This is a genomic window from Saccharopolyspora rhizosphaerae (assembly GCF_003931915.1).
GTDB lineage: Bacteria > Actinomycetota > Actinomycetes > Mycobacteriales > Pseudonocardiaceae > Saccharopolyspora > Saccharopolyspora rhizosphaerae.
Map to the genome: position 1 here is coordinate 221,637 of NZ_RSAA01000007.1, position 22,190 is coordinate 243,826.

General features: G+C 71.1%; 22 protein-coding genes. 4 read left to right on the plus strand and 18 right to left on the minus strand.

Features of this window, described 5'->3' with window-relative positions; translation table 11 throughout:
- Window positions 1–25: 25 nt before the first annotated feature.
- The 11 genes from tcuA to uvrC all read right to left on the minus strand — a co-directional run bounded on the left by tcuA (window position 26) and on the right by uvrC (window position 11,661).
- On the minus strand, window positions 26–1,507 hold the full coding sequence (gene tcuA / locus EIL87_RS07660) for an FAD-dependent tricarballylate dehydrogenase TcuA (RefSeq protein WP_325049429.1): 1,482 nt from the start codon (window positions 1,505–1,507) through the stop codon (window positions 26–28).
- Window positions 1,508–1,660: 153 nt separating this feature from the next.
- Window positions 1,661–2,134, minus strand: a complete 474-nt coding sequence (gene rraA / locus EIL87_RS07665) for a ribonuclease E activity regulator RraA (RefSeq protein ID WP_125089475.1) — start codon at window positions 2,132–2,134, stop codon at window positions 1,661–1,663.
- A gap of 291 nt (window positions 2,135–2,425) precedes the next feature.
- Entirely contained in the window at window positions 2,426–2,770 is a 345-nt protein-coding gene (locus tag EIL87_RS07670; protein WP_125089476.1) for an RNA polymerase-binding protein RbpA, read from the minus strand.
- A 54-nt stretch (window positions 2,771–2,824) separates the two neighbouring features.
- Window positions 2,825–3,058, minus strand: a complete 234-nt coding sequence (gene secG / locus EIL87_RS07675; RefSeq protein WP_125089477.1) for a preprotein translocase subunit SecG — start codon at window positions 3,056–3,058, stop codon at window positions 2,825–2,827.
- A gap of 213 nt (window positions 3,059–3,271) precedes the next feature.
- Entirely contained in the window at window positions 3,272–4,057 is a 786-nt protein-coding gene (gene tpiA / locus EIL87_RS07680; RefSeq protein ID WP_125089478.1) for a triose-phosphate isomerase, read from the minus strand.
- The gene (locus EIL87_RS07685) at window positions 4,057–5,259 is read right to left on the minus strand and encodes a phosphoglycerate kinase (protein WP_125089479.1); all 1,203 of its coding nucleotides are present in this window, start codon (window positions 5,257–5,259) and stop codon (window positions 4,057–4,059) included. Before EIL87_RS07685 ends, tpiA begins: the two co-directional genes overlap by 1 nt.
- A gap of 260 nt (window positions 5,260–5,519) precedes the next feature.
- Window positions 5,520–6,530: a type I glyceraldehyde-3-phosphate dehydrogenase gene (gene gap, locus EIL87_RS07690; protein ID WP_125089480.1), complete on the minus strand. Its 1,011-nt coding sequence runs from the start codon at window positions 6,528–6,530 to the stop codon at window positions 5,520–5,522.
- Window positions 6,531–6,844: 314 nt separating this feature from the next.
- Entirely contained in the window at window positions 6,845–7,831 is a 987-nt protein-coding gene (whiA, locus tag EIL87_RS07695) for a DNA-binding protein WhiA (RefSeq protein ID WP_125089481.1), read from the minus strand.
- Window positions 7,822–8,778, minus strand: a complete 957-nt coding sequence (locus tag EIL87_RS07700) for a gluconeogenesis factor YvcK family protein (protein WP_125089764.1) — start codon at window positions 8,776–8,778, stop codon at window positions 7,822–7,824. Before EIL87_RS07700 ends, whiA begins: the two co-directional genes overlap by 10 nt.
- 23 nt (window positions 8,779–8,801) lie before the next feature.
- Entirely contained in the window at window positions 8,802–9,680 is an 879-nt protein-coding gene (rapZ, locus tag EIL87_RS07705; protein WP_125089482.1) for an RNase adapter RapZ, read from the minus strand.
- Window positions 9,673–11,661 carry an excinuclease ABC subunit UvrC gene (uvrC, locus tag EIL87_RS07710; protein WP_125089483.1) on the minus strand — a complete coding sequence of 663 codons (1,989 nt, stop codon included), beginning with the start codon at window positions 11,659–11,661 and terminating at the stop codon, window positions 9,673–9,675. Before uvrC ends, rapZ begins: the two co-directional genes overlap by 8 nt.
- Window positions 11,662–11,781: 120 nt before the next feature.
- On the opposite strand from uvrC, the gene EIL87_RS07715 reads away from it, so the two are divergent.
- Window positions 11,782–12,750 (plus strand): MBL fold metallo-hydrolase, encoded by a 969-nt coding sequence (locus tag EIL87_RS07715; protein WP_125089484.1) that lies wholly within the window; start codon window positions 11,782–11,784, stop codon window positions 12,748–12,750.
- Window positions 12,751–12,964: 214 nt separating this feature from the next.
- On the opposite strand, the gene EIL87_RS07720 is transcribed toward EIL87_RS07715, so the two are convergent.
- Both EIL87_RS07720 and EIL87_RS07725 read right to left on the minus strand, forming a co-directional pair.
- Window positions 12,965–13,972, minus strand: coding sequence for a glycoside hydrolase family 172 protein (locus tag EIL87_RS07720; RefSeq protein WP_407690521.1), 1,008 nt, complete (start codon window positions 13,970–13,972; stop codon window positions 12,965–12,967).
- Window positions 13,973–14,120: 148 nt separating this feature from the next.
- Window positions 14,121–15,143 (minus strand): beta/alpha barrel domain-containing protein, encoded by a 1,023-nt coding sequence (locus EIL87_RS07725; protein WP_233576091.1) that lies wholly within the window; start codon window positions 15,141–15,143, stop codon window positions 14,121–14,123.
- Between the two features lie 123 nt (window positions 15,144–15,266).
- On the opposite strand from EIL87_RS07725, the gene EIL87_RS07730 reads away from it, so the two are divergent.
- The 3 genes from EIL87_RS07730 to EIL87_RS07740 all read left to right on the plus strand — a co-directional run bounded on the left by EIL87_RS07730 (window position 15,267) and on the right by EIL87_RS07740 (window position 17,641).
- Window positions 15,267–16,022, plus strand: a complete 756-nt coding sequence (locus tag EIL87_RS07730) for a DeoR/GlpR family DNA-binding transcription regulator (protein ID WP_125089486.1) — start codon at window positions 15,267–15,269, stop codon at window positions 16,020–16,022.
- On the plus strand, window positions 16,015–17,181 hold the full coding sequence (locus tag EIL87_RS07735) for an MFS transporter (RefSeq protein ID WP_125089487.1): 1,167 nt from the start codon (window positions 16,015–16,017) through the stop codon (window positions 17,179–17,181). The genes EIL87_RS07730 and EIL87_RS07735 overlap by 8 nt, the downstream gene beginning before the upstream one ends.
- Window positions 17,182–17,266: 85 nt before the next feature.
- A complete protein-coding gene (locus EIL87_RS07740; protein ID WP_125089488.1) occupies window positions 17,267–17,641 on the plus strand; it encodes an FKBP-type peptidyl-prolyl cis-trans isomerase in 375 nt (124 codons plus the stop codon).
- 428 nt (window positions 17,642–18,069) lie between these two features.
- On the opposite strand, the gene EIL87_RS07745 is transcribed toward EIL87_RS07740, so the two are convergent.
- From EIL87_RS07745 to ribD, 5 genes are all read right to left on the minus strand, one after another.
- On the minus strand, window positions 18,070–18,507 hold the full coding sequence (locus tag EIL87_RS07745) for a PH domain-containing protein (RefSeq protein WP_125089489.1): 438 nt from the start codon (window positions 18,505–18,507) through the stop codon (window positions 18,070–18,072).
- Window positions 18,504–19,004, minus strand: coding sequence for a 6,7-dimethyl-8-ribityllumazine synthase (gene ribH / locus EIL87_RS07750; RefSeq protein ID WP_125089490.1), 501 nt, complete (start codon window positions 19,002–19,004; stop codon window positions 18,504–18,506). The genes EIL87_RS07745 and ribH overlap by 4 nt, the downstream gene beginning before the upstream one ends.
- A gap of 147 nt (window positions 19,005–19,151) precedes the next feature.
- A complete protein-coding gene (locus EIL87_RS07755; RefSeq protein WP_125089491.1) occupies window positions 19,152–20,450 on the minus strand; it encodes a bifunctional 3,4-dihydroxy-2-butanone-4-phosphate synthase/GTP cyclohydrolase II in 1,299 nt (432 codons plus the stop codon).
- Complete coding sequence (locus EIL87_RS07760; RefSeq protein ID WP_125089492.1) at window positions 20,447–21,106, minus strand: riboflavin synthase; 660 nt, start codon at window positions 21,104–21,106, stop codon at window positions 20,447–20,449. Before EIL87_RS07760 ends, EIL87_RS07755 begins: the two co-directional genes overlap by 4 nt.
- 46 nt (window positions 21,107–21,152) lie before the next feature.
- A complete protein-coding gene (gene ribD, locus EIL87_RS07765) occupies window positions 21,153–22,172 on the minus strand; it encodes a bifunctional diaminohydroxyphosphoribosylaminopyrimidine deaminase/5-amino-6-(5-phosphoribosylamino)uracil reductase RibD (RefSeq protein ID WP_125089493.1) in 1,020 nt (339 codons plus the stop codon).
- Between the last annotated feature and the right edge of the window lie 18 nt (window positions 22,173–22,190).

The window sequence follows — 22,190 nt, forward strand, 5'->3', positions numbered from 1 at the left end:
CCGACCTGGCAGAACGCCAGGATACTCAGGCCTCCGCCGCCCCCGCCCCGGCGAGCCTGCCGAACACCGCGCCGGAGGTGAGCCCGGTGCCGCCCGGGTAGTTGCCGGAGAACAGCCCACCGACCACCTCACCGCAGGCGAACAGGCCCGGGATCGGCGCGCCGGAGGTGTCCAGCACGCGTGCCCCGGCGTCGACGTGCAGGCCGCCGAAGGTGAAGGTGATGCCGCAGCCGACGGCGAACCCGTAGTACGGCGGGGTGTCCAGCGCGAGGGCCCAGTGGGACTTGGGCGGGTCGACGCGGGCCGCCCGCCCGTCCTTGACCGCGGGGTCGAACTCGGCGTCCACGATGGACTCGTTGAACGAGCGAACCGTCCTCTCGAGCCGATCGGCGTCGATTCCCAGCGCGGCGGCGAGCTCCTGCAGCGTGTCGGCCTGGGCGGCGGCGACCGGGTGCGAGTCGTACTCCTCCGCGCGCAGCAGCGGGCGGGTCTGCGCGTCGAAGAGCTGGAACGCCCGGCCATCCGGCTGGCGCAGGACCTCCCGGCCGTACTTGGCGTAGGTGTAGTTGCGGAAGTCGGCGCCCTCGTCGACGAACCGCTCCCCCGCCTTGTTGACCACGATGCCGAGCGGATAGCTCTGGCGGGTCAGCTGGTTGGTCAGCTCGCGGTTCCCGCCGTCGGGATCGGCGTCGGCGTCCCACGCGGTGCTGTGGCAGGTGGTCCAGTCGCCGTGCGGGGCGGCGCCGGCCGCCAGCGCGAGGTCGAGGACGTCGCCGGTGTTGGTCGGCGTGCCGCGCACGTGGGCGCGGGCCCACTCGGGGCCGAGGTGACGCGCCCGGCGCTGCGCCGAGGCCTCGAAACCGCCCGCCGCCAGCACGACCGCCCCGGCCGAGACCCGGTGCTCGACGCCGTCGCAGCGGTAGGTGACACCGCGGTCGTCGAGGTGCAGCGCGGTCACCTCGGCGCCGTAGCGGACTTCGACGCCCTCCTCCCGCGCGGCGGCGGTGTGGCCGGCGATGAGCCCCTTGCCGCCGCCGACGGTGCCGACGTGGAGCCCGCCGGAGAAGACCCACTTGCCCCCGGAGAGGTAGGCCTGCCGCTCGTACATCAACCGCCAGGTCAGGCCTTTGCTCGCCAGCCAGCGGACGGTGTCGGTGGAGCGGGAGATCAGCACGTCGGTGAGCACCGGGTCGCAGCGGCCGCCGGTGACCCGGTCCATGTCGGCGTGGAAGGCGCCGGCCGGGTAGGCGGGCACCACGGTGTCGGGGTGCCGCTCGTCGGGTTCGAGCAGGTCTGCGATCTCGTCGAGGTCGTCGAAGGCGAACCGGAACGCACCGGCCGTGTAGTACGAGTTCCCGCCTGCGGCGTCCTCCGGGGCCTTCTCCAGCAGCAACACCCGGGCTCCACGCTCGGCGGCGGAGTGCGCCGCCGAGAACCCGGCGTTGCCGCCGCCCACCACCACGACCTCGACGTCCACCACCGCACACCCTCCTGCACACGACTGTATGCAAGAGAATACAGCTCGGAGGACCGCCTGCGAAGCCTCCGCTCATGCGGTCCGGGTCCCGGACGAACCGGTGCCGACCGCGACGAGGGCCGGAGCCCCGCGCGATCGGCACCGGTGGCCGCCGGACAACGGCGGCTGAGGAGCAAGGGGTGATCAGGGCTCGCTGACCACGACGACCCCGTCGCTGTCGGCGTAGACGTACTCGCCCGGCACGAACTTCACGCCGCCGAACTCGACGACCTCGTCGAGGACGCCCTCGCCGGCCTTGGTGGACTTGCGGGGGTTGGTGCCCAGCGCCTTCACGCCGAACTCCATGCCGCCGATGACCGCGGAGTCGCGGATCGCGCCGTTGACGATGATCCCGCTCCAGCCGTGGGACCGGCCCAGCTCGGCGATGACGTCGCCGACCAGGGCGGTGTGCAGCGAGCCGGACCCGTCGATGACCAGCACCGCACCGTCACCGGGCTCGGAGAGCGTCTTCTTCAGCAGCGCGTTGTCCTGGAAGCAGGTGACGGTCCGGATGCGCCCCTCGAAGGCCACCACACCGCCGTAGTTGCGGAACTGAACGTCGCAGCTGCGCACCTCCGGCCCTTCGCGGTCCGCCAGATCAGCCGTCGCCAAACCCATGTGAATGCCTCCCAAGGAACGCTCAAGACGACCGAGACCCTACCCGTCGGTAACAAGACGGGCCAGACCACGCCGCCGGGGTCACACCGCACCTCGTCGCAGCTCGCACTGCCGCGGGTTCGGACACCTCGTCAGGAGGACGGCCGTGCGCTCGACGCCGCTCGCGTCGCGCCAGGAGGCGCGTCAGAGCCCGCTGGCGGCACCGCTGAACGGCCGGGCCACAGAGCAGTGGACGGCCAACGCACGAAGACCGGGCCCAGGAAGTGCTCCCGGACCCGGTCCGGTCGAACGTCAGCGCCCCTTGCGTTCCCGGAGCTTCGCGAGCGCTTCGTCGAGGATTCGCATCCCGTCCTCGTCGCTCCGCCGCTCCTTGACGTACGCGAGATGGCTCTTGTACGGCTCGTTGCGCCTGGCAGCCGGAGGGTTGTCCTGGTCCCGACCTGCGGGGAGTCCGCAGCGCGGGCAGTCCCACTCCTCCGGCACCTCGGCGTCGAGCGCGAACGACGGCTTGCTGTGGTGCCCGTTGGCGCACCAGTAGTCGATCCGCTTCCGCGGAGCGGCTTCCCCCCGCTCAGACTCACCTACCGCGGGGCCCGAGCCCACACGAGTGCCGCGAATCGCATTACCGCCAGTCATCCGTCCTCACCCACCAAGCGGCCCGGGGTCGTCGACCGTCCGTGCGGCGGTCGATCAACCGATCTTGATCAACAGGCCGACGCCGACGATGGAGATGACCCACAGCGCCATGACGAACAGCGTCATGCGGTCGAGGTTCTTCTCCGCCACGCTGGAGCCGGCCAGGTTGGACTGCACACCGCCGCCGAACAGCGAGGAGAGTCCGCCCCCCTTGGCCCGGTGCAGCAGGATGAGCAGCACCAGCAGGACACTCGTCACGATCAACATGATCTGCAGGAAAAGAGTCATATCGTCCTCGTTCGCACAGCGGTTCGCAACCTAGAGTACCGGCTCGCCAACCCCCAGTTGACCAGTCCACCCCACTTACGCACCGAGGGTCCCACACGACGACCTCGGGTTCTTCGGCGGGCGAGATCACGACATCGGGATCCTCGAAGTGGAATTCACCCGAAACGACGAGGGGACGCCTCCGGTCCCGGCCGGAGGCGTCCCCTCGCGCTGTCACGGCAGCGGGCCGCCCGCGGCCATGGCGGAGAGCTTGGCGAACTCGTCGGCGTTCAGGCTCGCGCCGCCGACCAGCGCACCGTCGACGTCGGTCTGACCGATCAGCTCGCCGATGTTGCTGGACTTCACCGAGCCGCCGTAGAGGACGCGGACCTCGTCGGCGACCTCCTTGCCGTACTTGTCGCTGAGCGCCTGCCGCAGCGCGCCGCACACCTCCTGGGCGTCGGCAGCGGTGGCCACCTTGCCGGTGCCGATGGCCCACACCGGCTCGTAGGCGATGACCGTGCCGCGGACCTGCTCGGCCTTGAGGCCCTTGAGGCCGTCGATCAGCTGCGTGGTGCAGTGCTCGACGTGCCCGCCGGCCTCGCGGACGTCGAGGGCCTCGCCGACGCACAGGATCGGCGTCATCTCGTTCTTGAGGACCTGGCGGACCTTCTTGTTGACCAGCTCGTCGGTCTCACCGTGGTACTCGCGGCGCTCGGAGTGGCCGACCACGACGTAGCTGCAGCCGAGCTTGGCCAACATCGACGCCGCGACATCACCGGTGTAGGCACCGGAGTCGTGCTCGGAGACGTCCTGCGCGCCGTGCTTGACCAGCAGCTTGTCGCCGTCGATGAGGGTCTGCACGCTGCGGATGTCGGTGAACGGCGGGATGACCGCCACCTCGACCTTGGAGAAGTACTTCTCCGGCAACGCGAAAGCCAGCTTCTGCACCAGGGCGATGGCCTCGAGGTGGTTGAGGTTCATCTTCCAGTTGCCGGCGATGAGGGGCTGACGAGCCATCAGGCGTCACCTTCCAAGACCTGAACACCCGGGAGCTCCTTGCCCTCCAGGTACTCCAGCGACGCACCACCGCCGGTGGAGATGTGCGAGAAGCCGTCCTCCGGCAGGCCGAGGGTGCGCACGGCCGCGGCCGAGTCACCGCCGCCGACGACGCTGAAGGCGTCCGAGTCGACGATGGCCTGCGCGATGCCGCGGGTGCCCTCGGCGAAGGCCGGGAACTCGAAGACGCCGGCCGGGCCGTTCCAGAACACGGTGCCCGCACCGCGCAGCACCTGGGCGAACTGCTCCACGCTGCGGGGGCCGATGTCCAGGCCCATCCAGCCGTCCGGGATGGCGTCGGCGTCGACGGTTCGGCTCTCGGCGTCGGCCGCGAAGCGGTCGCCGGCGACGACGTCGACCGGCAGCACGATCTTGTCGCCGTTGTCGGCCAGCAGCGCCTTGGTGTTCTCGATCTGGTCTTCCTGCAGCAGCGAGGAGCCCACGCCGTAGCCCTGGGCGGCCAGGAACGTGTAGGCCATGCCGCCGCCGATGAGCAGCTTGTCGACCTTGGGCAGCAGCGCCTTGATCACGCCCAGCTTGTCGGAGACCTTGGAGCCGCCGAGCACGACCGCGTAGGGGCGCTTGGCGTCACCGGTCAGGGTGCGCAGCACCTCGACCTCGGCGAGCACCAGGCCACCCGCGTAGGCGGGCAGCTTCTTGGCGACGTCGTAGACCGAGGCCTGCTTGCGGTGCACGACGCCGAAGCCGTCGGAGACGAAGGCGGCGCCTTCGCCGACCAGCGCGGTGAGGTCGGCGGCCAGCGACTCGCGCTCGGCGTCGTCCTTGCTGGTCTCGCGCGCGTCGAAGCGCACGTTCTCCAGCAGCGCCACGTCGCCGTCGGACAGCCCGGCGACGGTGGACTTCGCGGACTCGCCGACCACGTCCCCGGCCAGCGAGACGTCGGCGTGCAGCAGCTCGCCGAGGCGGCGGGCCACCGGGGCCAGGGAGTACTGCGGGTCCGGCTCGCCCTTCGGGCGGCCGAGGTGCGCCGTCACCACGACCTGCGCGCCGGCCGCGCTGAGCTTGGACAGGGTCGGCAGGGAGGCGCGCACCCGGCCGTCGTCGGTGATCTCTTCGCCGTCCAGCGGCACGTTGAGGTCGGCGCGCACCAGGACGCGACGACCGCGCACACCCTCGGACAGCAGATCGTCGAGGTTCTTCACGCTCTCACTCCTACAGAAGACGGGAAAACCCGCACGAGCCCGCTCCAACGAACGGCTCGTGCGGGTTCCATCGCTCTTTTTCGCCACCCTCGCAACTCGCACCGCCGCGGGTTTCTCAGACGTCGTCCGGGGAGGACAGCCGTAGCGCCGCGCATCCGTCGATGCTCACGTCTCGGATCCCAGAGCCAGACGGCGTCTGAGGTTCGTTCCGCTACCCGCACCGCTGCGCGAGCCGAGTGGTGGAATGCAGCTTCCCGAGATCAGGCCAGCTTCGAGCCGACGAGGTTGACGAGGTCTGCCAGCCGGTTCGAGTACCCCCACTCGTTGTCGTACCAACCGACGATCTTGACCTGGTTGCCGATGACCTTGGTCAGCGGCGCGTCGAAGATCGTCGAGTGCGGGTCGGTGACGATGTCGGCGGAGACGATCGGGTCATCGCTGTACTTGAGGATGCCCTTGAACCGGCCCTCGGCCGCGGCGGCCTTGAAGGCCTCGTTGACCGACTCGGCGGTGGCGTCGTCCCGCACGGTGGCGGTCAGGTCGGTGACCGAACCGGTCGGCACCGGGACGCGCATCGCGTAGCCGTCGAGCTTGCCGTTGAGCTCCGGGATGACCAGGCCGATGGCCTTGGCGGCACCGGTGCTGGTGGGGACCACGTTGACCGCGGCGGCACGGGCCCGGCGCAGGTCCTTGTGCGGGCCGTCCTGCAGGTTCTGGTCCGCGGTGTAGGCGTGCACCGTGGTCATCAGGCCCTGTTCGATGCCGAAGGCGTCGTTGAGGACCTTCACCATCGGGGCCAGGCAGTTGGTGGTGCAGGAGGCGTTGGAGATGATGGTCTGCGTGCCGTCGTACTTCTCGTCGTTGGCACCCAGCACCACGGTCAGGTCCTCGCCCTTGGCCGGAGCCGAGATGATGACCTTCTTCGCGCCGCCCTCGTCGACGTGCTTGCGGGCGTCCGCGGCGTTGGTGAAGAAGCCGGTGGACTCGACGACGACGTCCACACCCAGGTCGCCCCACGGCAGCTTGCCCGGGTCACGCTCGGCGAGGATCTTGATGAGCTTGCCGCCCACCTCGATGCCCTCACCGGTGACCTTCACCTCCTGCTCGAGACGCCCGAGGACGCTGTCGTACTTGAGCAGGTGCGCCATGGTCGCGACGTCGCCCAGGTCGTTGGCGGCCACGATCTCGATGTCGTGATCACTGGCGGCAGCGGCACGCCAGAAGTTCCGCCCGATCCGACCGAAGCCGTTGATACCTACGCGAACGGTCACGCCGATCTCTCCTCGTGACTGACCCGGCCGATGACTTCGGCGGGTGAGTTGATGGTCTCGGGTTCACCCTATCTGCCTCGGCAGACCCCGCACGTGGGCGGTCGCGGGCTGTCACGGCCCGACCGGGTGAGCGTTGTCGAGGATACTCGCCGAAGCCCGGAAGGGCGGCGTCTTCGCAGTTCAGAAGGTCATCCCGGACGCTGACCGGAACCCGCCCCCGGTGATCGGTGTCTCTGCAACGGTTCGGCCGAGCAGCGCAGCCGAGCGGCTCTCCGGCGAGGCCGCGCCTCGGTCCGGAGAGCCGTTCGCGAGGATCAGGCTTCGGCTTCGAGCATCTCGGCCGTCACGGCCGATTCGGTGTCGGCCACGCCGAGTTCGCGGGCGCGCTTGTCGGCCATCGCCAGCAGACGCCTGATACGACCGGCGACCGCGTCCTTGGTCATCGGCGGGTCGGCGAGCTGGCCGAGCTCCTCCAGCGAGGCCTGCCGGTGCGCCAGGCGCAACCGGCCCGCGACCATCAGGTGCTCCGGGGCGTTCGGCCCGAGCAGCTCCAGAGCTCGCTCCACGCGCGCCGCCGAGGCGACCGCCGCGCGGGCCGAGCGGCGCAGGTTGGCGTCGTCGAAGTTGGCCAGCCGGTTGGCGGTGGCCCGCACCTCGCGCCGCATCCGGCGCTCCTCCCAGGACAGCACGCTGGAGTGCGCGCCCAGCCTGGTCAGCAGCGCGCCGATGGCGTCGCCGTCGCGCACCACGACCCGGTCCGCGCCGCGCACCTCGCGCGACTTGGCCGAGACACCGATCCGCCGCGCGGAACCCACCAGCGCCAGCGCCGCTTCCGGACCGGGGCAGGTGACCTCCAGGGAGGAGGAGCGGCCGGGCTCGGTCAACGAGCCGTGCGCCAGGAAAGCACCGCGCCACGCGGCTTCCGAGTCGCAGGCCCCGCCGGAGACCACGTGCGCGGGCAGGCCGCGCACCGGCCGGCCGCGCGGGTCGAGCAGCCCGGTCTGACGGGCCAGACCCTCACCGTCCTTGACCACGCGCACCACGTAGCGGGTGCCCTTGCGCAGTCCACCGGAGGTGATCACGTGCACGTCGGAGTGGTGGCCGAACAGCTCGTGGATCTCCTTGCGGAGCCGGCGCGCGGTCGACCCGCTGTCCAGCTCCGCCTCCACCACCACGCGGCCGGCGACGATGTGCAACCCGCCGGCGAAGCGCAGCAACGACGAGACCTCCGCCCGTCGGCAGCACGTCTTGCTCACCGACAACCGACTCAGTTCGTCCTTGACCGCCGCGGTCATCGCCACTGGTCCGTCCTCCTCTCCAGTGCGGCCCGCAGGCTCGCCGCGAGCGCCTGCGGATCGTGCCGTCCCGGCACGGCGGGGGCGGCGATCGTGTCCAGCAAGGTCCAGGCGCCCAGGTCCGCGGCCGCCGAACGCAGCCGGTCCGGAGTGGGCACCGAGTCCACATCGGCCAGCACGGCGTCGACCTTCAGCCGGGGCGCGTGCTGCGAGAGTACGTCGAGGTGTTTTTCGGGTGAGAAGCCCGCCGTCTCACCCGGCTGAGGGATCAGGTTGAGGACCACGAACCGACGCGCGGAGGTGCTCACCAGAGCCTCGTGCAGCTCCGGGACCAGCAGATGTGGCAGCACACTGGTGAACCAGGAGCCGGGTCCGAGCAACACCAGATCGGCGTTGAGGACGGCCTCCACGGCCTGTGGGCACGCGATCGGTTGATCGTCGCCGTTCGCGTGCAATCGCACTTGTTTCACCCGACCGGGCGTACTCGCGAGGGCGACCTGGCCGCGGATGGTGCGCACGGCGGTCGGATCGGAGTCGAGACCGACCACGTCGCCGACCATGTCCAGCGGCCGCGTCGACATCGGCAGCACCCGTCCGCGCACGCCCAGCAGCTTGCACGCGTGGTCGAGCACCTCGACCGGGTCGTGCAGCACCTCCAGCAGACCGGCCAGCACCAGGTTGCCCACGGCGTGCCCGGCCAGGGCACCCGATCCGCCGAAGCGGTGCTGGAAGACCTGCGACCACAGCTTCCCGTCGTCGCCGTCGTCGGACAGCGCTGCGAGCGCCTTGCGCAGGTCGCCGGGCGGGAGCATGCCGAGCTCGCGGCGCAGCCGACCCGAGGAGCCCCCGTCGTCGGCGACCGTCACCACGGCCGTCACCTCGGGCGTGATCCGCCGCAGCGCGGCCAGCGACGCCTGCAGCCCGTGGCCACCGCCGAGCGCGACCGCGCGCAGCGGCCGTTCTTCGCGCTCCCCCGTCACTCGCGCCCCAGGTCCCGGTGGACCGTCTTGACCATCATCCCGTCGTCCTCGGCGAGTCTGCGCGCCAGCTCTTCGACCAGCGCGACGCTGCGGTGCTTGCCGCCGGTGCAGCCCAGCGCCAGCGTCAGGTAGCGCTTGCCCTCCCGGTGGTACCCGGCGCCGACCAGCCGCAGCAGCTGCTGGTAGCTCTCCAGGAACTCCTCGGCGCCCTCCTGGCCCAGCACGTAGTTGCGGACCTCGTCGTCGAGTCCGTTGAACTCGCGCAGCTCGGGGATCCAGAAGGGGTTGGGCAGGAAGCGGCAGTCCATCACCAGGTCGGCGTCCATCGGCAGGCCGTACTTGTAGCCGAAGGACAGCACGGTCACCCGGGTGCGGGTGCTGGCCTCGTTCCCGAAGGCGTCCTCGATCTTCGACCGCAGCTGGTGCACCGACAGGCCGGTGGTGTCCAGCACCAGGTCGGCCTCCGAACGCAGCCGCGACAGCAGCGACCGCTCGGCGGCGATGCCGTCGGCGAGCCTGCCCTCCCCCTGCAGCGGGTGGCCACGGCGGACCTGCTCGAAGCGGCGGATCAGCACCTCGTCGGTGGCCTCGAGGAACAGCACCTTCGGCTTGTAGCCGCGGGCGTCGAGGTCCTTGATCACCGAACCGAGGTCCTCCGTGAAGGCGCGGCTGCGCACGTCCATCACCACGGCGACGCGGGTGATCTGACCGCTGGAGCGGGCCCCCAGCTCGACCATGGTGGCGATCAGTTCCGGCGGCAGGTTGTCCACCACGAACCAGCCGAGGTCCTCCAGGCACTTGGCCGCGGTGCTGCGGCCCGCCCCGGACAGGCCGCTGACGACCGCGACCTCGATGCCCGAATGCTCGTCACTCACTGTGTTCCCCTCGTTGTCCAGCTGTCCCTCCGGCCAGCGCCGCGTGCACGGCCTCCGCGGTGCTGCGGCCGATCCCGGGTACCGCCTCGATGTCCTCGACCGAGGCCTGGCGGAGCTTCTTCACCGAGCCGAAGTGCTTGAGCAGCGCCGCGCGGCGTGTCTCGCCGAGGCCCGGGACGGAGTCCAACGCGGAGCTCTTCATCCGCTTGCCGCGCTTGGTCCGGTGGTAGTTGATGGCGAAGCGGTGCGCCTCGTCGCGCACGCGCTGCAGCAGGTACAGGGCCTCGCTGGTGCGCGGCAGGATCACCGGTTCGGGGTCGGCGGGCAACCACACCTCTTCGAGGCGCTTGGCCAGGCCGATCACGGCGACGTCGGTGATGCCCATCTCGGTCAGCGCGTCGGCCGCGGCGTTGGCCTGCGGCCCGCCGCCGTCGATGACCAGCAGGTTCGGCGGGTAGGCGAACTTCTTGGGCCGCCCGGTCTCGGGGTCGACCGCGGAGGCGACCTCGCTCTCGGGCGCGGCGCTCTCGGGCATCCCGGGCGCGGTGTCCTTGGCGGTCTCGCTGAGGTAGCGGGCGAAGCGGCGGCGGACGACCTCGTCGATCGAGCCGACGTCACCGCCCTCAGCGCCTTCGCGGACCTCGAAGCGGCGGTACTCGGACTTGCGCGGCACACCGTCCTCGAAGACCACCAGCGAGGCCACAACGTCGCTGCCCTGCACGTGGCTGACGTCGATGCACTCGATGCGCAGCGGCGCGGTGTCCAGCGCCAGCGCGTCCTGCAGCTCCTGCAGCGCCGCCGAGCGCGCGGTGAGGTCACCGGCCCGGCGCAGCTTGTACTGCTGGAACGCCTCCTTGGCGTTGCGCTCCACGGTCTCCATCAGCGCACGCTTATCACCGCGCTGCGGAACGCGCAGGTTGACGCGGCTGCCGCGGAGCTCGCCGAGCCACCCCGCGATGGTCTCGGAGTCCTCGGGCATCTCGGGGACCAGCACCTCGCGCGGCACCGGGCTGCCGCCGGCGTCGGCCTGGTCGGCCAGGGCGGCCTGCTCGCCGTAGAACTGCGTGAGGAACTGGGAGGTCAGCGCGGCGGTGTCGGTCTCCTCGACCTTGTCGATCACCCAGCCGCGCTGACCGCGCACGCGGCCGCCGCGGATGTGGAAGACCTGCACCGCCGCGGCCAGCTCGTCCTCGGCGAAGGCGACCACGTCGGCGTCGGTGCCGTCGCCGAGCACCACCGCCTGCTTCTCCATGGCGCGGCGCAGCGCCTCGAGGTCGTCGCGCAGCCGGGCGGCGCGTTCGAACTCCAGCTCCGCCGAGGCCTCCTGCATCTGCTTGTCCAGCTTGCGCATCAGCTGGTCGGTCTGACCGGCCAGGAAGTCGCAGAAGTCCTCGACGATCTGCCGGTGCTCGTCGGCGTTGACCCGGCCCACGCACGGCGCCGAGCACTTGCCGATGTAGCCGAGCAGGCAGGGGCGGCCGATCTGGGAGTGCCGCTTGAACACCCCGGCCGAGCAGGTGCGCGCGGGGAACACCCGCAGCAGCAGGTCCAGCGTCTCGCGGATCGCCCACGCGTGGGCGTACGGACCGAAGTAGCGGACGCCGCGCTTGCGGGGGCCCCGGTAGACGTGCAGCCGCGGGTACTCCTCGTGCAGCGTCACCGCGAGCACCGGGTAGGACTTGTCGTCGCGGTAGCGGACGTTGAACTTCGGGTCGTACTCCTTGATCCAGGAGTACTCCAGCTGCAGCGCCTCGACCTCGGTGCCGACCACGGTCCACTGCACGCCGGTCGCCGTGGTGACCATCTGCCGGGTGCGCGGGTGCAATCCGGCGAGGTCGGCGAAGTACGAAGAAAGCCTGCTGCGCAGGCTCTTCGCCTTGCCGACGTAGATCACGCGCCCGTTGGCGTCGTGGAAGCGGTACACGCCCGGGGCGTCCGGGATCGTGCCTGGTGCTGGTCGGTAGGTGGACGGATCGGCCACGCCACCAGCCTACGTGCGAGGCCCGACGCGGCCCGCCGGCGGCCTGTCACCACAGCGGGTGCCGATCGGTGCACACTGGGTGCGCCACGATCTCCGCACGCGTCGCCGGGAGGTTCAGCAGTGAGCTACAGCAACACGAGTCCCGACCGGGCCAACCCCGACCGTTCCGCTCCTGAGCGCGCGACGCTCGCCGAGGTCGGACCCGGCGTGCACGCGTGGGTGCAGCCGGACGGGACGTGGTGGATCAACAACGCGGGCGCGGTGCTCACCGACGAGGGCACCGTTCTGGTCGACACCTGCGCGACGGCCGAACGCACCCACCGGTTCCTGGACGCGGTCCGCGCGCTGGACCCGGCCAAGTCGATCCGCTTCGCGGTCAACACCCACGTGCACGGCGACCACACCCACGGCAACGCGCTGCTGCCCGACTCCACCGTCCTCATCGGACACCCGGCCACGCGCGACGGCATCCTCGCCGACACGTGGCTGCGCGAGACCCCGCCGATCTGGGAACCCGCGCCCCGGTGGGAAATCACCGAGAACCGCGCCCCGTCAGTGGTGCTGCGCGACTCGCTGGAGCTGCACCTGGGCGGGCGCGCGATCGAGCTGCACCACCCCGGGTTCGCCGCGCACACCCCGGGCGACGTGGTCGCGTGGGTGCCGGACGCGGCGGTGCTCTTCAGCGGTGACCTGCTGTTCCACGGGGTGACGCCGCTGGTGTTCATGGGATCGGTCGAGGGCGCGCTGAAGTCGCTGGAGTGGCTGGCCGGTTTCCGCCCGACCGCGGTGGTTCCGGGCCACGGGCCGACGCTGCCCGGTTCCGCGCTCCCCCGGGTGCTGGAGGACCACGCCCGCTACTACCGCTTCGTGCTGGACACCGCCCGCAAGGGCCGCGCCGACGGGCTCAGCCCGCTGGAGGCCGCGCAGCGCTGCGACCTCGGCGAGTTCGCGAACTGGCCGGACGCCGAGCGCCTCGTCCTCAACCTCCACCGGGCCTACGCCGAGGCCGACGACCGCGACCTCGACCTCACCGCCGCCTTCACCGACGCCCAGACCTACCACGGCGGCCCCCTTCCCACCCACGTCTGACCCCTACCCCGTCGAACCTCGCGAGAACTTCGACGGGCGGGGCTCCCCTCGAACTTCGCGCGAAGTTCGAGGGCCAGGGTCGCCCCTCGAACTTCGCGCGAACGTCGAAGGGCGGGGCTCTCCCCGGGAGTGCGCGTGGGTGTGCAGTGCGAGGTCAGGCGCGTGCAGCGCGGGACGGCGTCTCGCCACGGCTGCCGCCGTCCCGCGCGTCGGGTCACAAGGGGCGCGGGAGGCGCTCGTCGACCGGCGCCAAGGTGACCGGCAGCGCCGGGAGGGTCTGGTACCAGTAGGCAGTCGAGGAGACGTCGTCGGAGCGCTTGTTGGCATGGCCGTGCTCGATGGTGGCCTTGAGGGAGCGCTCGAAGACGATCGGGTCCTCGACGTGGAACCGGTAGTAGGAAACCTGCCCGCTCCAGTTCTCCCCGCCGGGCATGGTGATGCCGTGGTAGGGCCCGTGGAACTCCTGGGTCGGGCACCAGGCGGTGTTGAAGTAGTCCTCGGTGCCGGTGCCGTGCAACCGGGGCGGCCACGGCTCCCCGTCGATGAAGAACATGTCGTCGCCCTCGCCGTACCAGTTCCACTCGCTGGTCTCGCGCAGGTTGTGCACGTTGAGGACGGTGCCGACGTAGTGACCGCGCCCCTCGGCCTCCAGCATCACGAAGTTGCCCGCGCCGTCGGTGTTCTGGCCGCCGAAGAGGAACTCCTCGTTGGTCTGGTCGCCCTGCGGGACACCGTCGGTGGGGTTCTGCCGCCGCCACTGCGCGTGGAAGTACGCCAGTTCCGGGTCGGGTTCGCCGTAGTTCTCGTAGTCGACGTAGAAGTAGAACGTCACCGGCTTGACGCTCATCTCGCTGATCAGCTCGATGCGGGCGCGACCGGCGAAGGGCATCGCGAACCAGCAGTTGAAGCCCTTGCCGTCCTGCGGGCTCATCTGCAGCGGCGCGGAGCTGAAGTTGACGCTGTGGGCGTGCCCGACGCCGAAGAAGTCGCCGAGCGGGACCAGCACCGCCGGGTGCGGCTGGTCGTCCCAGGTGATGCGCAGGACCAGCCGGCGCAGGTAGTCGGCTTCGACCTCCACGGGCTCACCGACGTGGTCGAGCGCGACGGTGCACCAGATGTGGGTGATCACGCCCGGGCCGGTGATGTCGGCGAGCAGCCGGGTCTCACCGGGCATGACGCGCACGTTGTCCTGGTTGCCGCCGGAGGTGTCCCAGCTGGACACGCGGCCGCGACGCGTCGCACGCAGCCGCGGCAGATCTCTCAGACTGCTCCCGAAATCGCCATATCCGGCCAAAACTGCCTCCCCAGTCGGCAGACGTCAGTGTCCTTGATCACTGTCTACCATCCCGGGCGGCCGAGCAGGGGCCGTTTCAGCGCGCTGGGGGCTCGTAGTTCTCGATGCGGCGCAACAGGTTCCGGATCCGCACGCCGTGCAGCGGCGAGAGGGCGTAGCCGGGGTAGCTGGCGAACCAGCTGGCGCTGCCGAGGCTCACCGCGTCGGCTCCGGCCCAGTAGTACTCGCGGCAGTCGTCGAAGGTGCGGATGCCGCCGGTGGCGATGATCGGCAGCGTCACGTCGGCGTCGCGCAGCTCCTTGACCACGCGCAGCCCGATCGGCTTGATCGCGCGGCCGGAAAGACCGCCGAAGCCGTTCTTCAGCAGCGGGGTGCCGGTCTCCGGGTCGAGCCGCAGGCCCTTGACGGTGTTGATCGCGGTCAGCGCGGACACCCCGTGCTTGGCGGCGAGCCGGGCGTGCGCGACGTAGTCGTAGTCGGGCGAGAGCTTGAGGATCACCGGGTGGTTGCTGCGCGGCACGGCCTCGGCCAGCACGCCCTCGATGATCTGGTTGAAGTCGAAGTTGACGTTGTGGCAGGAGACGTTGAACTCCAGCGCGGCGATCTCGCCCGCCGGCACCGCGGCGTTGACCTTGTCGACCAGCGTCACGAACTCCTCGGCGGAGAAGCCGCCGATGGACATGATCGTGTTCTGCTCGCGGGTGCGCGGGTAGTAGTCGCGCAGGTAGGCGTCGATGCCGACGTTGCACCAGCCGAAGGCGTTGAGCCATCCGCCGTCGACCTGCCGGAGCGCCTGCCCGTAGCGCTTGAGCAGCCCGGGCAGCTCGCGCAGCTGCCAGTCGTCCTTGGTGGTGAAGTGCCCTTCGCGCGGCTCGACGGTGACCGTGCGGGTGGTGATGGCGCCGAAGCGCTCCAGCGGCACGAAGTTCGAGATCGGGCTCATGCCGTAGGCCATGACCTTGGCGTTGGAGACGCCGTAGCCGAGCAGGCTCGAGGAGGTGACCAGGCGGTTGCGGAGCCGGACATCACCGAGCCGCACACCGCGTTCGGCGCTCTCGTCCCGCACCAGATGAAGGTTGCGCTCCTGGGCCACGCTCACGTTCTCCTCCTACCGACGACCACCGCCATTGTCCCCCACGGCGTGCGATCCCCCCATGCGGGTTCGCACACACCTCCCCCGGGAGGATTGCGTTCCGCACATGATTCCTGTTCGATAGCACACGTGGAGAGTTCAGAACGGCGCCAAACCATCATCGAGCGGCTCCGCCGGGTCGAACGCGTGACCGTCGCCGAACTGGCGGCGTCGACCGGCTGCTCGGAGATGACCATCCGCCGCGACCTCGACCAACTCGCCGAGGAGGGCGTGCTGCGGCGGGTGCGCGGTGGCGCGGTGAGCTTCCTGCGCGGGCACTCGGCGCCCTTCCCGCTGCGCGAGCGCGACGCGGCGGACGTCAAGCGCCGGTTGGCCGCCGAGGTGGAGACCCTGATCACCGACGGTGAGTCGGTCATCCTCGACAGCGGTTCCACCACTTTGGAGGTGGCACGCCTGCTGGCCGCTCGCCGGGTGACCGCGATCCCGCTGGACATGCACTCGGCGAACGCGCTGAGCAACGCGCCCGAGGTCGACCTGCTGCTGCCGGGCGGCCGCGCGAAACCGGGCGAGCTGTCGTTCATCGGCCACCTGACCGAGAACTCGCTGCGCGCGCTGCGCGTCGACACCACCGTGCTCGGGGTGTGCGGCCTGTCGGCCGAGCGCGGGTTGACCGCCCACGACCTGGAGGAGGTCCCGATCAAGAACGCCGCCACCCAGGCTGCGCAGCGCGTCATCGCGGTCTGCCACGGCGCCAAGTTCGCCCGCACCGGGCTGGGTTTCGTGTGCCCGGCCACCGACCTGGACGTGGTCGTCACCGACCGCAGCGCCCCCGCCGAGATGCTCGCCGAGCTGAAGGCGGAGGGAGTGGAGGTCCGCCTTGTCTGACACCCTCTGCGCTCCTCCGGATTCCGCTCGCCGCGCCCGGTGGGGCGTGATCGGCTACTTCGTCGCAACGGGTGCAGCCCTGGGGACCTGGACCGCCCGGATCCCGGCGGTCAAGCAGGACCTGGGGCTCGACGACGGCCAGATGACGCTGGCGCTGTTCGCGATCGCCGTGGGGTCGGTGCTGGCGATGCAGGGCGTCGGGCACGTGATCGACCGCTTCGGCAGCGCCCGGGTGCTCGGTCCCACCGGGCTGGCGATGGCCGCGAGCCTGCTGGTCCCGGGCTTCGGGGGGTCGCTGCCGGTGCTGCTGGCGGGACTCGTGCTGTTCGGCGCCGGGCACGGCGTGGTCGACGTGGCGATGAACGCGCACTCGATGCAGGTGCAGCGCCACTACTCGCGGCCGATCGTGATCACCTTCCACGCCCTGTTCAGCGTGGGCGGCCTGATCGGCTCGGGCGTCGGCGCGGTCGCCGCGCAGCTCGGGGCGCCGGTGTCGCTGCACTTCGCGTTGGCGGCCGGCAGCCTCGCGCTGCTCGTGGAGGTCTCCCGCAGGCGGCTGCTGCCCGCCGAGCCGCGGGTCGTGCCCGAGCGCAGCCGGGCGCGCGGGATGTCGCCTGCGATCCTGCTGCTCGGCGTGCTGGCGTTCAGCTGCTCGTTGGGTGAGGGGTCGATGGCCGACTGGTCCCCGCTGTACCTGCACGACGAGCTGCGGACCAGCCCGGCGATCGCGGCGATCGGCTACGCGGTGTTCTCGACGATGATGGCCGTCTGCCGCTTCCTCGGGGACCACCTGGTCGCCCGCTTCGGGCCGGTGTCCCTGGTCCGCTCCTGCGGTCTGATCGCGGGCACCGGCATGGGCGCGGGCCTGCTCGTCCACCACCCGGTCGCGGCGATCATCGGCTTCGCCCTGTTCGGCATCGGTTTGTCCTGCATCATCCCGCAGGTCTTCAGCGCGGCCGGCACCCGCGATCCGGCCCGAGCGGGCCGCGACCTGGCCCAGGTCAGCACGCTCGGCTACGGCGGCCTCCTCGCCGGCCCGGTGGTCATCGGCCTCATCACGCAGTGGACGAGCCTCACCGCCGCCCTCCTGGTCCCGGCGGCGCTGGCCCTGGTGGTGGCCGCAGCGGCACCGGTCGTCCGACCCCGGCCTGCCGGGTGAGCCCAGGCCGGGGTCGTCGTGCCCGGGGAGCGGTGGTGCGACCACAATGGTCGGCGCACGTTCCCGAACTTCTAGGAGCACTTCCGTGAGCAACGAGAAGCCCGTCGTCGAGGCCCCCACCGGTGAGCCGCCGGCGGACCTGGTGATCGAGGACCTCATCGTCGGCGACGGCGCAGAGGCCAAGGCCGGCGACAACGTGGCCGCGCACTACGTGGGCGTGTCGCACAGCACCGGCGAGGAGTTCGACTCCAGCTGGAACCGCGGCCAGCCGCTGCAGCTCCAGCTCGGGGCCGGCATGGTCATCGAGGGCTGGGACCGGGGCCTCCAGGGCATGAAGGTCGGCGGCCGCCGTCGCCTGTCCATCCCGCCGCACATGGGCTACGGCCCCCGCGGTGTCCCCGGCGTCATCGCCCCCAACGAGACCCTGGTCTTCGTCTGCGACCTCGTCTCCGCAGGCTGAGACCAACGACACGGGAACCCCGGTGATCGGGTGCCCGATCACCGGGGTTCCCGTGTCCTGGTCACCGCGTTCGCCGGGTGCCCGATCACCGGGGCGACTCAGCGCCCGGTCACAGCGGTGATCGGGTCCTCCACGAGCGGCTGGGTCACGGGACCGGTCCTCGGTGCGAGAACCCCGGTGTCCCACGCGGGCACCGGGGTTCTTCGTCGTTCCACGGCCTGGGACACGCGGAGTCGGCGCCACGCGATTTCGTCTCCCCAGGCTGAGGCCCCACGACCCGGGTCGCCCCGAGCACTCGCGAGGTTCAGGCTCCGGCACAGGACCGCCGTAGCCGGGTCCGGGGGAAGCGGTGATCGGGCCGGGGCCGAGGTGACGAACCCCGGTGGCCGCGAGCGCGGTCACCGGGGTTCGTCGTCGTCCGGGGGTGGTCAGGCGTCGATCGTGCGGCGGAGTTCGCGCAGCGCTCGCATGGCGGCGACGGCGTGCTCGCCGTCGGTGGCCTGGATCGCCATGATCGGGATGTACTCGTCCTCCGGCAGCTCCACGCGCGCCCACGGCGCGCCGTCGGGGAACGTGATGCCCTGCACCAGCTCCCACTCGACGTGCTGAGAACCGATGATGTTGCGGACGTCCAGCCCGTTCGCGTCCGCGCGCAGCCGCGGCCTGGTCAGCAGCAGCACGCCGGCGGCCAGCAGCACGCCCAGCAGGCCCATCGCGACCTGGTCGGACACGCTGAACACCGCTCCCGTCGGGGTGTCCCGCAGCAGCGTTCCGACCACTGCGAACACCACGACCAGCACGCCGGCGATCGGGAACGCGACCCGCCGCACCTTGCGCGGGCGCACCTGGACGACCTCGGCGCTCACCGGAACCCCCTCTCGCCGTCCCCGCCGCCGCGCAGGTCCTGCAGCACCAGCGCGGTCTCCAGCGCCGCGGCGGTGGCCTCGAAGCCCTTGTCCTCGACCGAGTCGACGAACCCGGCGCGCGCCTCGGCCTGCTCCAGCGTGTCGCAGGTCAGGACGCCGTTGCCGACGGCCGTGGACTCGTCCAGCGACACCCGGGTCAGGCCCTGGGTCACCGAGTCGCACACGTACTCGAAGTGCGGGGTGCCGCCGCGGATGACCACGCCCAGTGCCACCACCGCGTCGTGCGAGTGCGCCAGCTGCTGGCACACCACCGGCAGCTCGACCGAGCCCGGCACCCGGACCACGGTCGGCTCGGCGATGCCCGCCTCCTTGGCCGCCTCGACCGCGCGGTCGAGCATCTGGTCCACCAGCCCCTCGTGCCAGCGGATCGCCGCGATCCCCAGCTTCAGCTCACCGGCCTGCGGCACGCTGACCCGCGGCCGCCCTTCCCCACTCATGGCCCTTCCGCCTCTCCCTGTTCCGCCTCTCCGCGCCTCCAGTGGTGGCGTCCTCGGCCGGCCTCGTGATCGGAGGTCTGCCGTGGCCGAGTCGCGTCACGGTCCCCTGGGACGCGGTTGTCGAGGGCTCTACGCTGCTTCGGCGCCTCAGGCCGTCACACCTGCGTCACCGCTGACGGACGAGTCCTCGCCGTCATCCAGATTGTCCAGGACGTGGCCCATGCGGTCGCGCTTGGTCCGCAGGTAGCGGATGTTCTCCGGGTTGGGGCGGATCGGCAGCGGCACGCGGTCGACGATCCGCAAGCCGTAGCCCTCCAGCCCGATTCGCTTCGCCGGGTTGTTGGTGAGCAGCCGCATCGACTTGACGCCCAGGTCGCACAGGATCTGCGCGCCCTGCCCGTAGTCGCGGCTGTCGACCGGCAGGTCCAGGGCGACGTTGGCGTCGACGGTGTCGGCGCCGTCGTCCTGCAGCTGGTAGGCCTGCAGCTTGTGGATCAGCCCGATGCCGCGGCCCTCGTGGCCGCGCATGTAGAGCACCACGCCCCGGCCGGCCTCGGCGACCTTGGCCATGGCCGCGTCCAGCTGCGGTCCGCAGTCGCAGCGCAGCGAGCCGATGACGTCCCCGGTCAGGCACTCGGAGTGCACCCGGACCAGGATGTCCTCGCCGTCGCCGATCTCGCCGTAGACCATCGCCAGGTGCTCGATGCCGTCGAGCGTGCTGTCGTAGCCGACGGTCCGGAAGGTGCCGTGCACGGTCGGGATGCGGGCCTCGGCGACGCGCACCACCTGCTTCTCGAAGCGGCGGCGGTAGGTGATCAGGTCGGCGATGGTGATCAGCGCCAAGTCGTGCTCGTCGGCGAAGACCACCAGCTCGTCGCGGCGGGCCATGTCGCCCTCGGACTTCTGGCTGACGATCTCGCACAGCGCCCCGGCCGGCCGCAGCCCCGCCATCCGCGCCAGGTCCACCGAGGCCTCGGTGTGCCCGGGCCGACGCAGCACTCCGCCCTCGCGGGCACGCAGCGGCACCACGTGACCGGGGCGGGTGAGGTCCTTCGGGGTGGTGTGGGCGTCGGCGAGCACCTGCAGCGTCTTCGCGCGGTCGGCGGCCGAGATGCCGGTGGTCACCCCTTCCGCGGCGTCCACCGTGACCGTGTAGGCGGTGCCCTTGCGGTCCTGGTTGGAGTGGTACATCGGCGGCAGGTCGAGGCGGTCGCAGTCCTCGGCGGGGAGGCCCACGCAGATGTAACCCGAGGTGTAGCGGACCATGAAGGCCACCATCTCCGGGGTGGCCTTCTCCGCGGCGAAGATCAGGTCGCCTTCGTTCTCGCGGTCCTCGTCGTCCACGACGACCACCGGCTTGCCGGCCGCGATGTCGGCCAGCGCCCGCTCGATGGTGTCGAACTTCGTCGTGCTCACCGTTTCCGAAACCTCGTCCTCGGGGTTCATCGCGCCTCCCTGCTGCCGCCATTGTCCCCCGTCACCGCGGGTGCACCAGCGTCCTGCGCGGCCAGCTGAGCCGCGGAGAGCCGCTCCAGGTGCTTGGCCAGCACATCCACTTCGATGTTCACTTCGTCACCTGCGGCGCGTCGGCCGAGGGTGGTCAGCTCCAGCGTGGTCGGGATCAACGCGACGGAGAACCGCGCGGGCTCGCCGTCGACGACGCCGGTGACGGTCAGGGAGACCCCGTCGACCGTGATCGACCCCTTCTCCACCAGGTAGCGCGCGAGCCGGCCGGGCAGCTCGAACGAAGTCAGGCCGGCGGCCTCGTCGGTGCCGCGCAGCACCGCGGTGCCGTCCACGTGCCCCTGCACGATGTGGCCGCCCAAGCGCTCGCCCAGCGCCATGGCCCGCTCCAGGTTGACGCGCTCACCCGTGGCGACGTGCTTCAGGGAGGAGCGGCGCAGCGTCTCGGAGACCACGTCGACGGTGAACCGGCCGTCCTCGGTGGTGACCACCGTCAGGCACACGCCGTTGACCGCGATCGAGTCGCCGTGCTTGGCGTCCTGGGTGACCACCGGACCGTGGATGGTCAACCGCGAGCCGTCCTCGATCGGTTCCACGGACTCGATGGTGCCGAGTTCCTCGACGATCCCGGTGAACACTGCTGCCTCCTGCCTGCCCTGCGAGCACCGCTCGCCGCCCCGGACCTCAGTCCTGCGGGACCGCGCTGATGCGGACGTCCGGGCCACTCATCGTCGTCTCTTCGATCCGCAACCGCCATGCCTGCGAGATGCTTCCCACGCCCGCATCTCCCAGCGCCGCCGGCCCCGATCCCAGCAGTGCCGGGGCGATGTAGGCCAGCACCCGGTCGACCAGGCGTGCCCGCCAGAAGGCCCCGGCCAGGGTGGGCCCGCCTTCCAGCAGCACGTCGACCACGCCGCGCCGGGCGAGCTCGGCCAGGGCCGCCGCGGGATCACCGCCCGGCAGCCGGAGGGTCTCGGCGGTGTCGTCGAGCACCCGTGCCTGCGGTGGCAGCTCGCGGTCGCCGATGACCACCCGCAGCGGTTGCCGGTCCACCAGGTTCCCGCCCGGGTCGCGGGCGGTCAGCTGCGCGTCGTCGCTGAGGATCGTGCCGGTGCCCGCGATGATCGCGTCCACCGCGGCGCGCACCTGGTGCACCTCGGCGCGGGACTCGGCGGAGCTGATCCACTTGCTGGTGCCGTCCGCAGCCGCCGAACGTCCGTCCAGTGTGGCCGCGTACTTCCAGGTCACGTGGGGACGTCCGGTGTGGACGAAGTGCAACCACGCCCGCAGCGGGCCTTTCGCGACCTCGTCGGCGAGAAGACCACTGTGGACGTCCACTCCGGCAGCCCGCAGCAGGTCGGCTCCACCGGAGGCCGACGGGTTCGGGTCGGAGACGGCGTGCACGACCCGGCTCACCCCGGCGTCTCGCAGCGCGACGGCGCACGGCGGGGTGCGCCCGGTGTGCGCGCAGGGCTCCAGGGTGACCACGGCCGTGCCTCCGGCTGCGCGCTCCCCGGCCTCCCGCAGGGCGTTGACCTCGGCGTGCCCGCCACCCGGCGGGCTGGTGGCACCCCTCCCGACGACCTGCCCGAGGGGGTCGAGGAGCACGCAGCCGACCGGCGGGTTCGGGCTGGTGGTGCCGCGAACCCGCTCGCTGGCCGAGATCGCGGCGCGCATCGCCCGCTCTTCGACCTCAGGGGTCATGTCGTGCTCCTCGGCCGA

Coding starts and splice junctions, on each gene's coding strand:
- rraA (WP_125089475.1), bottom strand. CDS start 2,134: ATGGGTTTGGCGACGGCTGATCTGGCGGACCGCGAAGGGCCGGAGGTG.
- EIL87_RS07670 (WP_125089476.1), bottom strand. CDS start 2,770: ATGACTGGCGGTAATGCGATTCGCGGCACTCGTGTGGGCTCGGGCCCC.
- secG (WP_125089477.1), bottom strand. CDS start 3,058: ATGACTCTTTTCCTGCAGATCATGTTGATCGTGACGAGTGTCCTGCTG.
- tpiA (WP_125089478.1), bottom strand. CDS start 4,057: ATGGCTCGTCAGCCCCTCATCGCCGGCAACTGGAAGATGAACCTCAAC.
- ribH (WP_125089490.1), bottom strand. CDS start 19,004: ATGAGTGGGGAAGGGCGGCCGCGGGTCAGCGTGCCGCAGGCCGGTGAG.
- EIL87_RS07755 (WP_125089491.1), bottom strand. CDS start 20,450: ATGAACCCCGAGGACGAGGTTTCGGAAACGGTGAGCACGACGAAGTTC.
- ribD (WP_125089493.1), bottom strand. CDS start 22,172: ATGACCCCTGAGGTCGAAGAGCGGGCGATGCGCGCCGCGATCTCGGCC.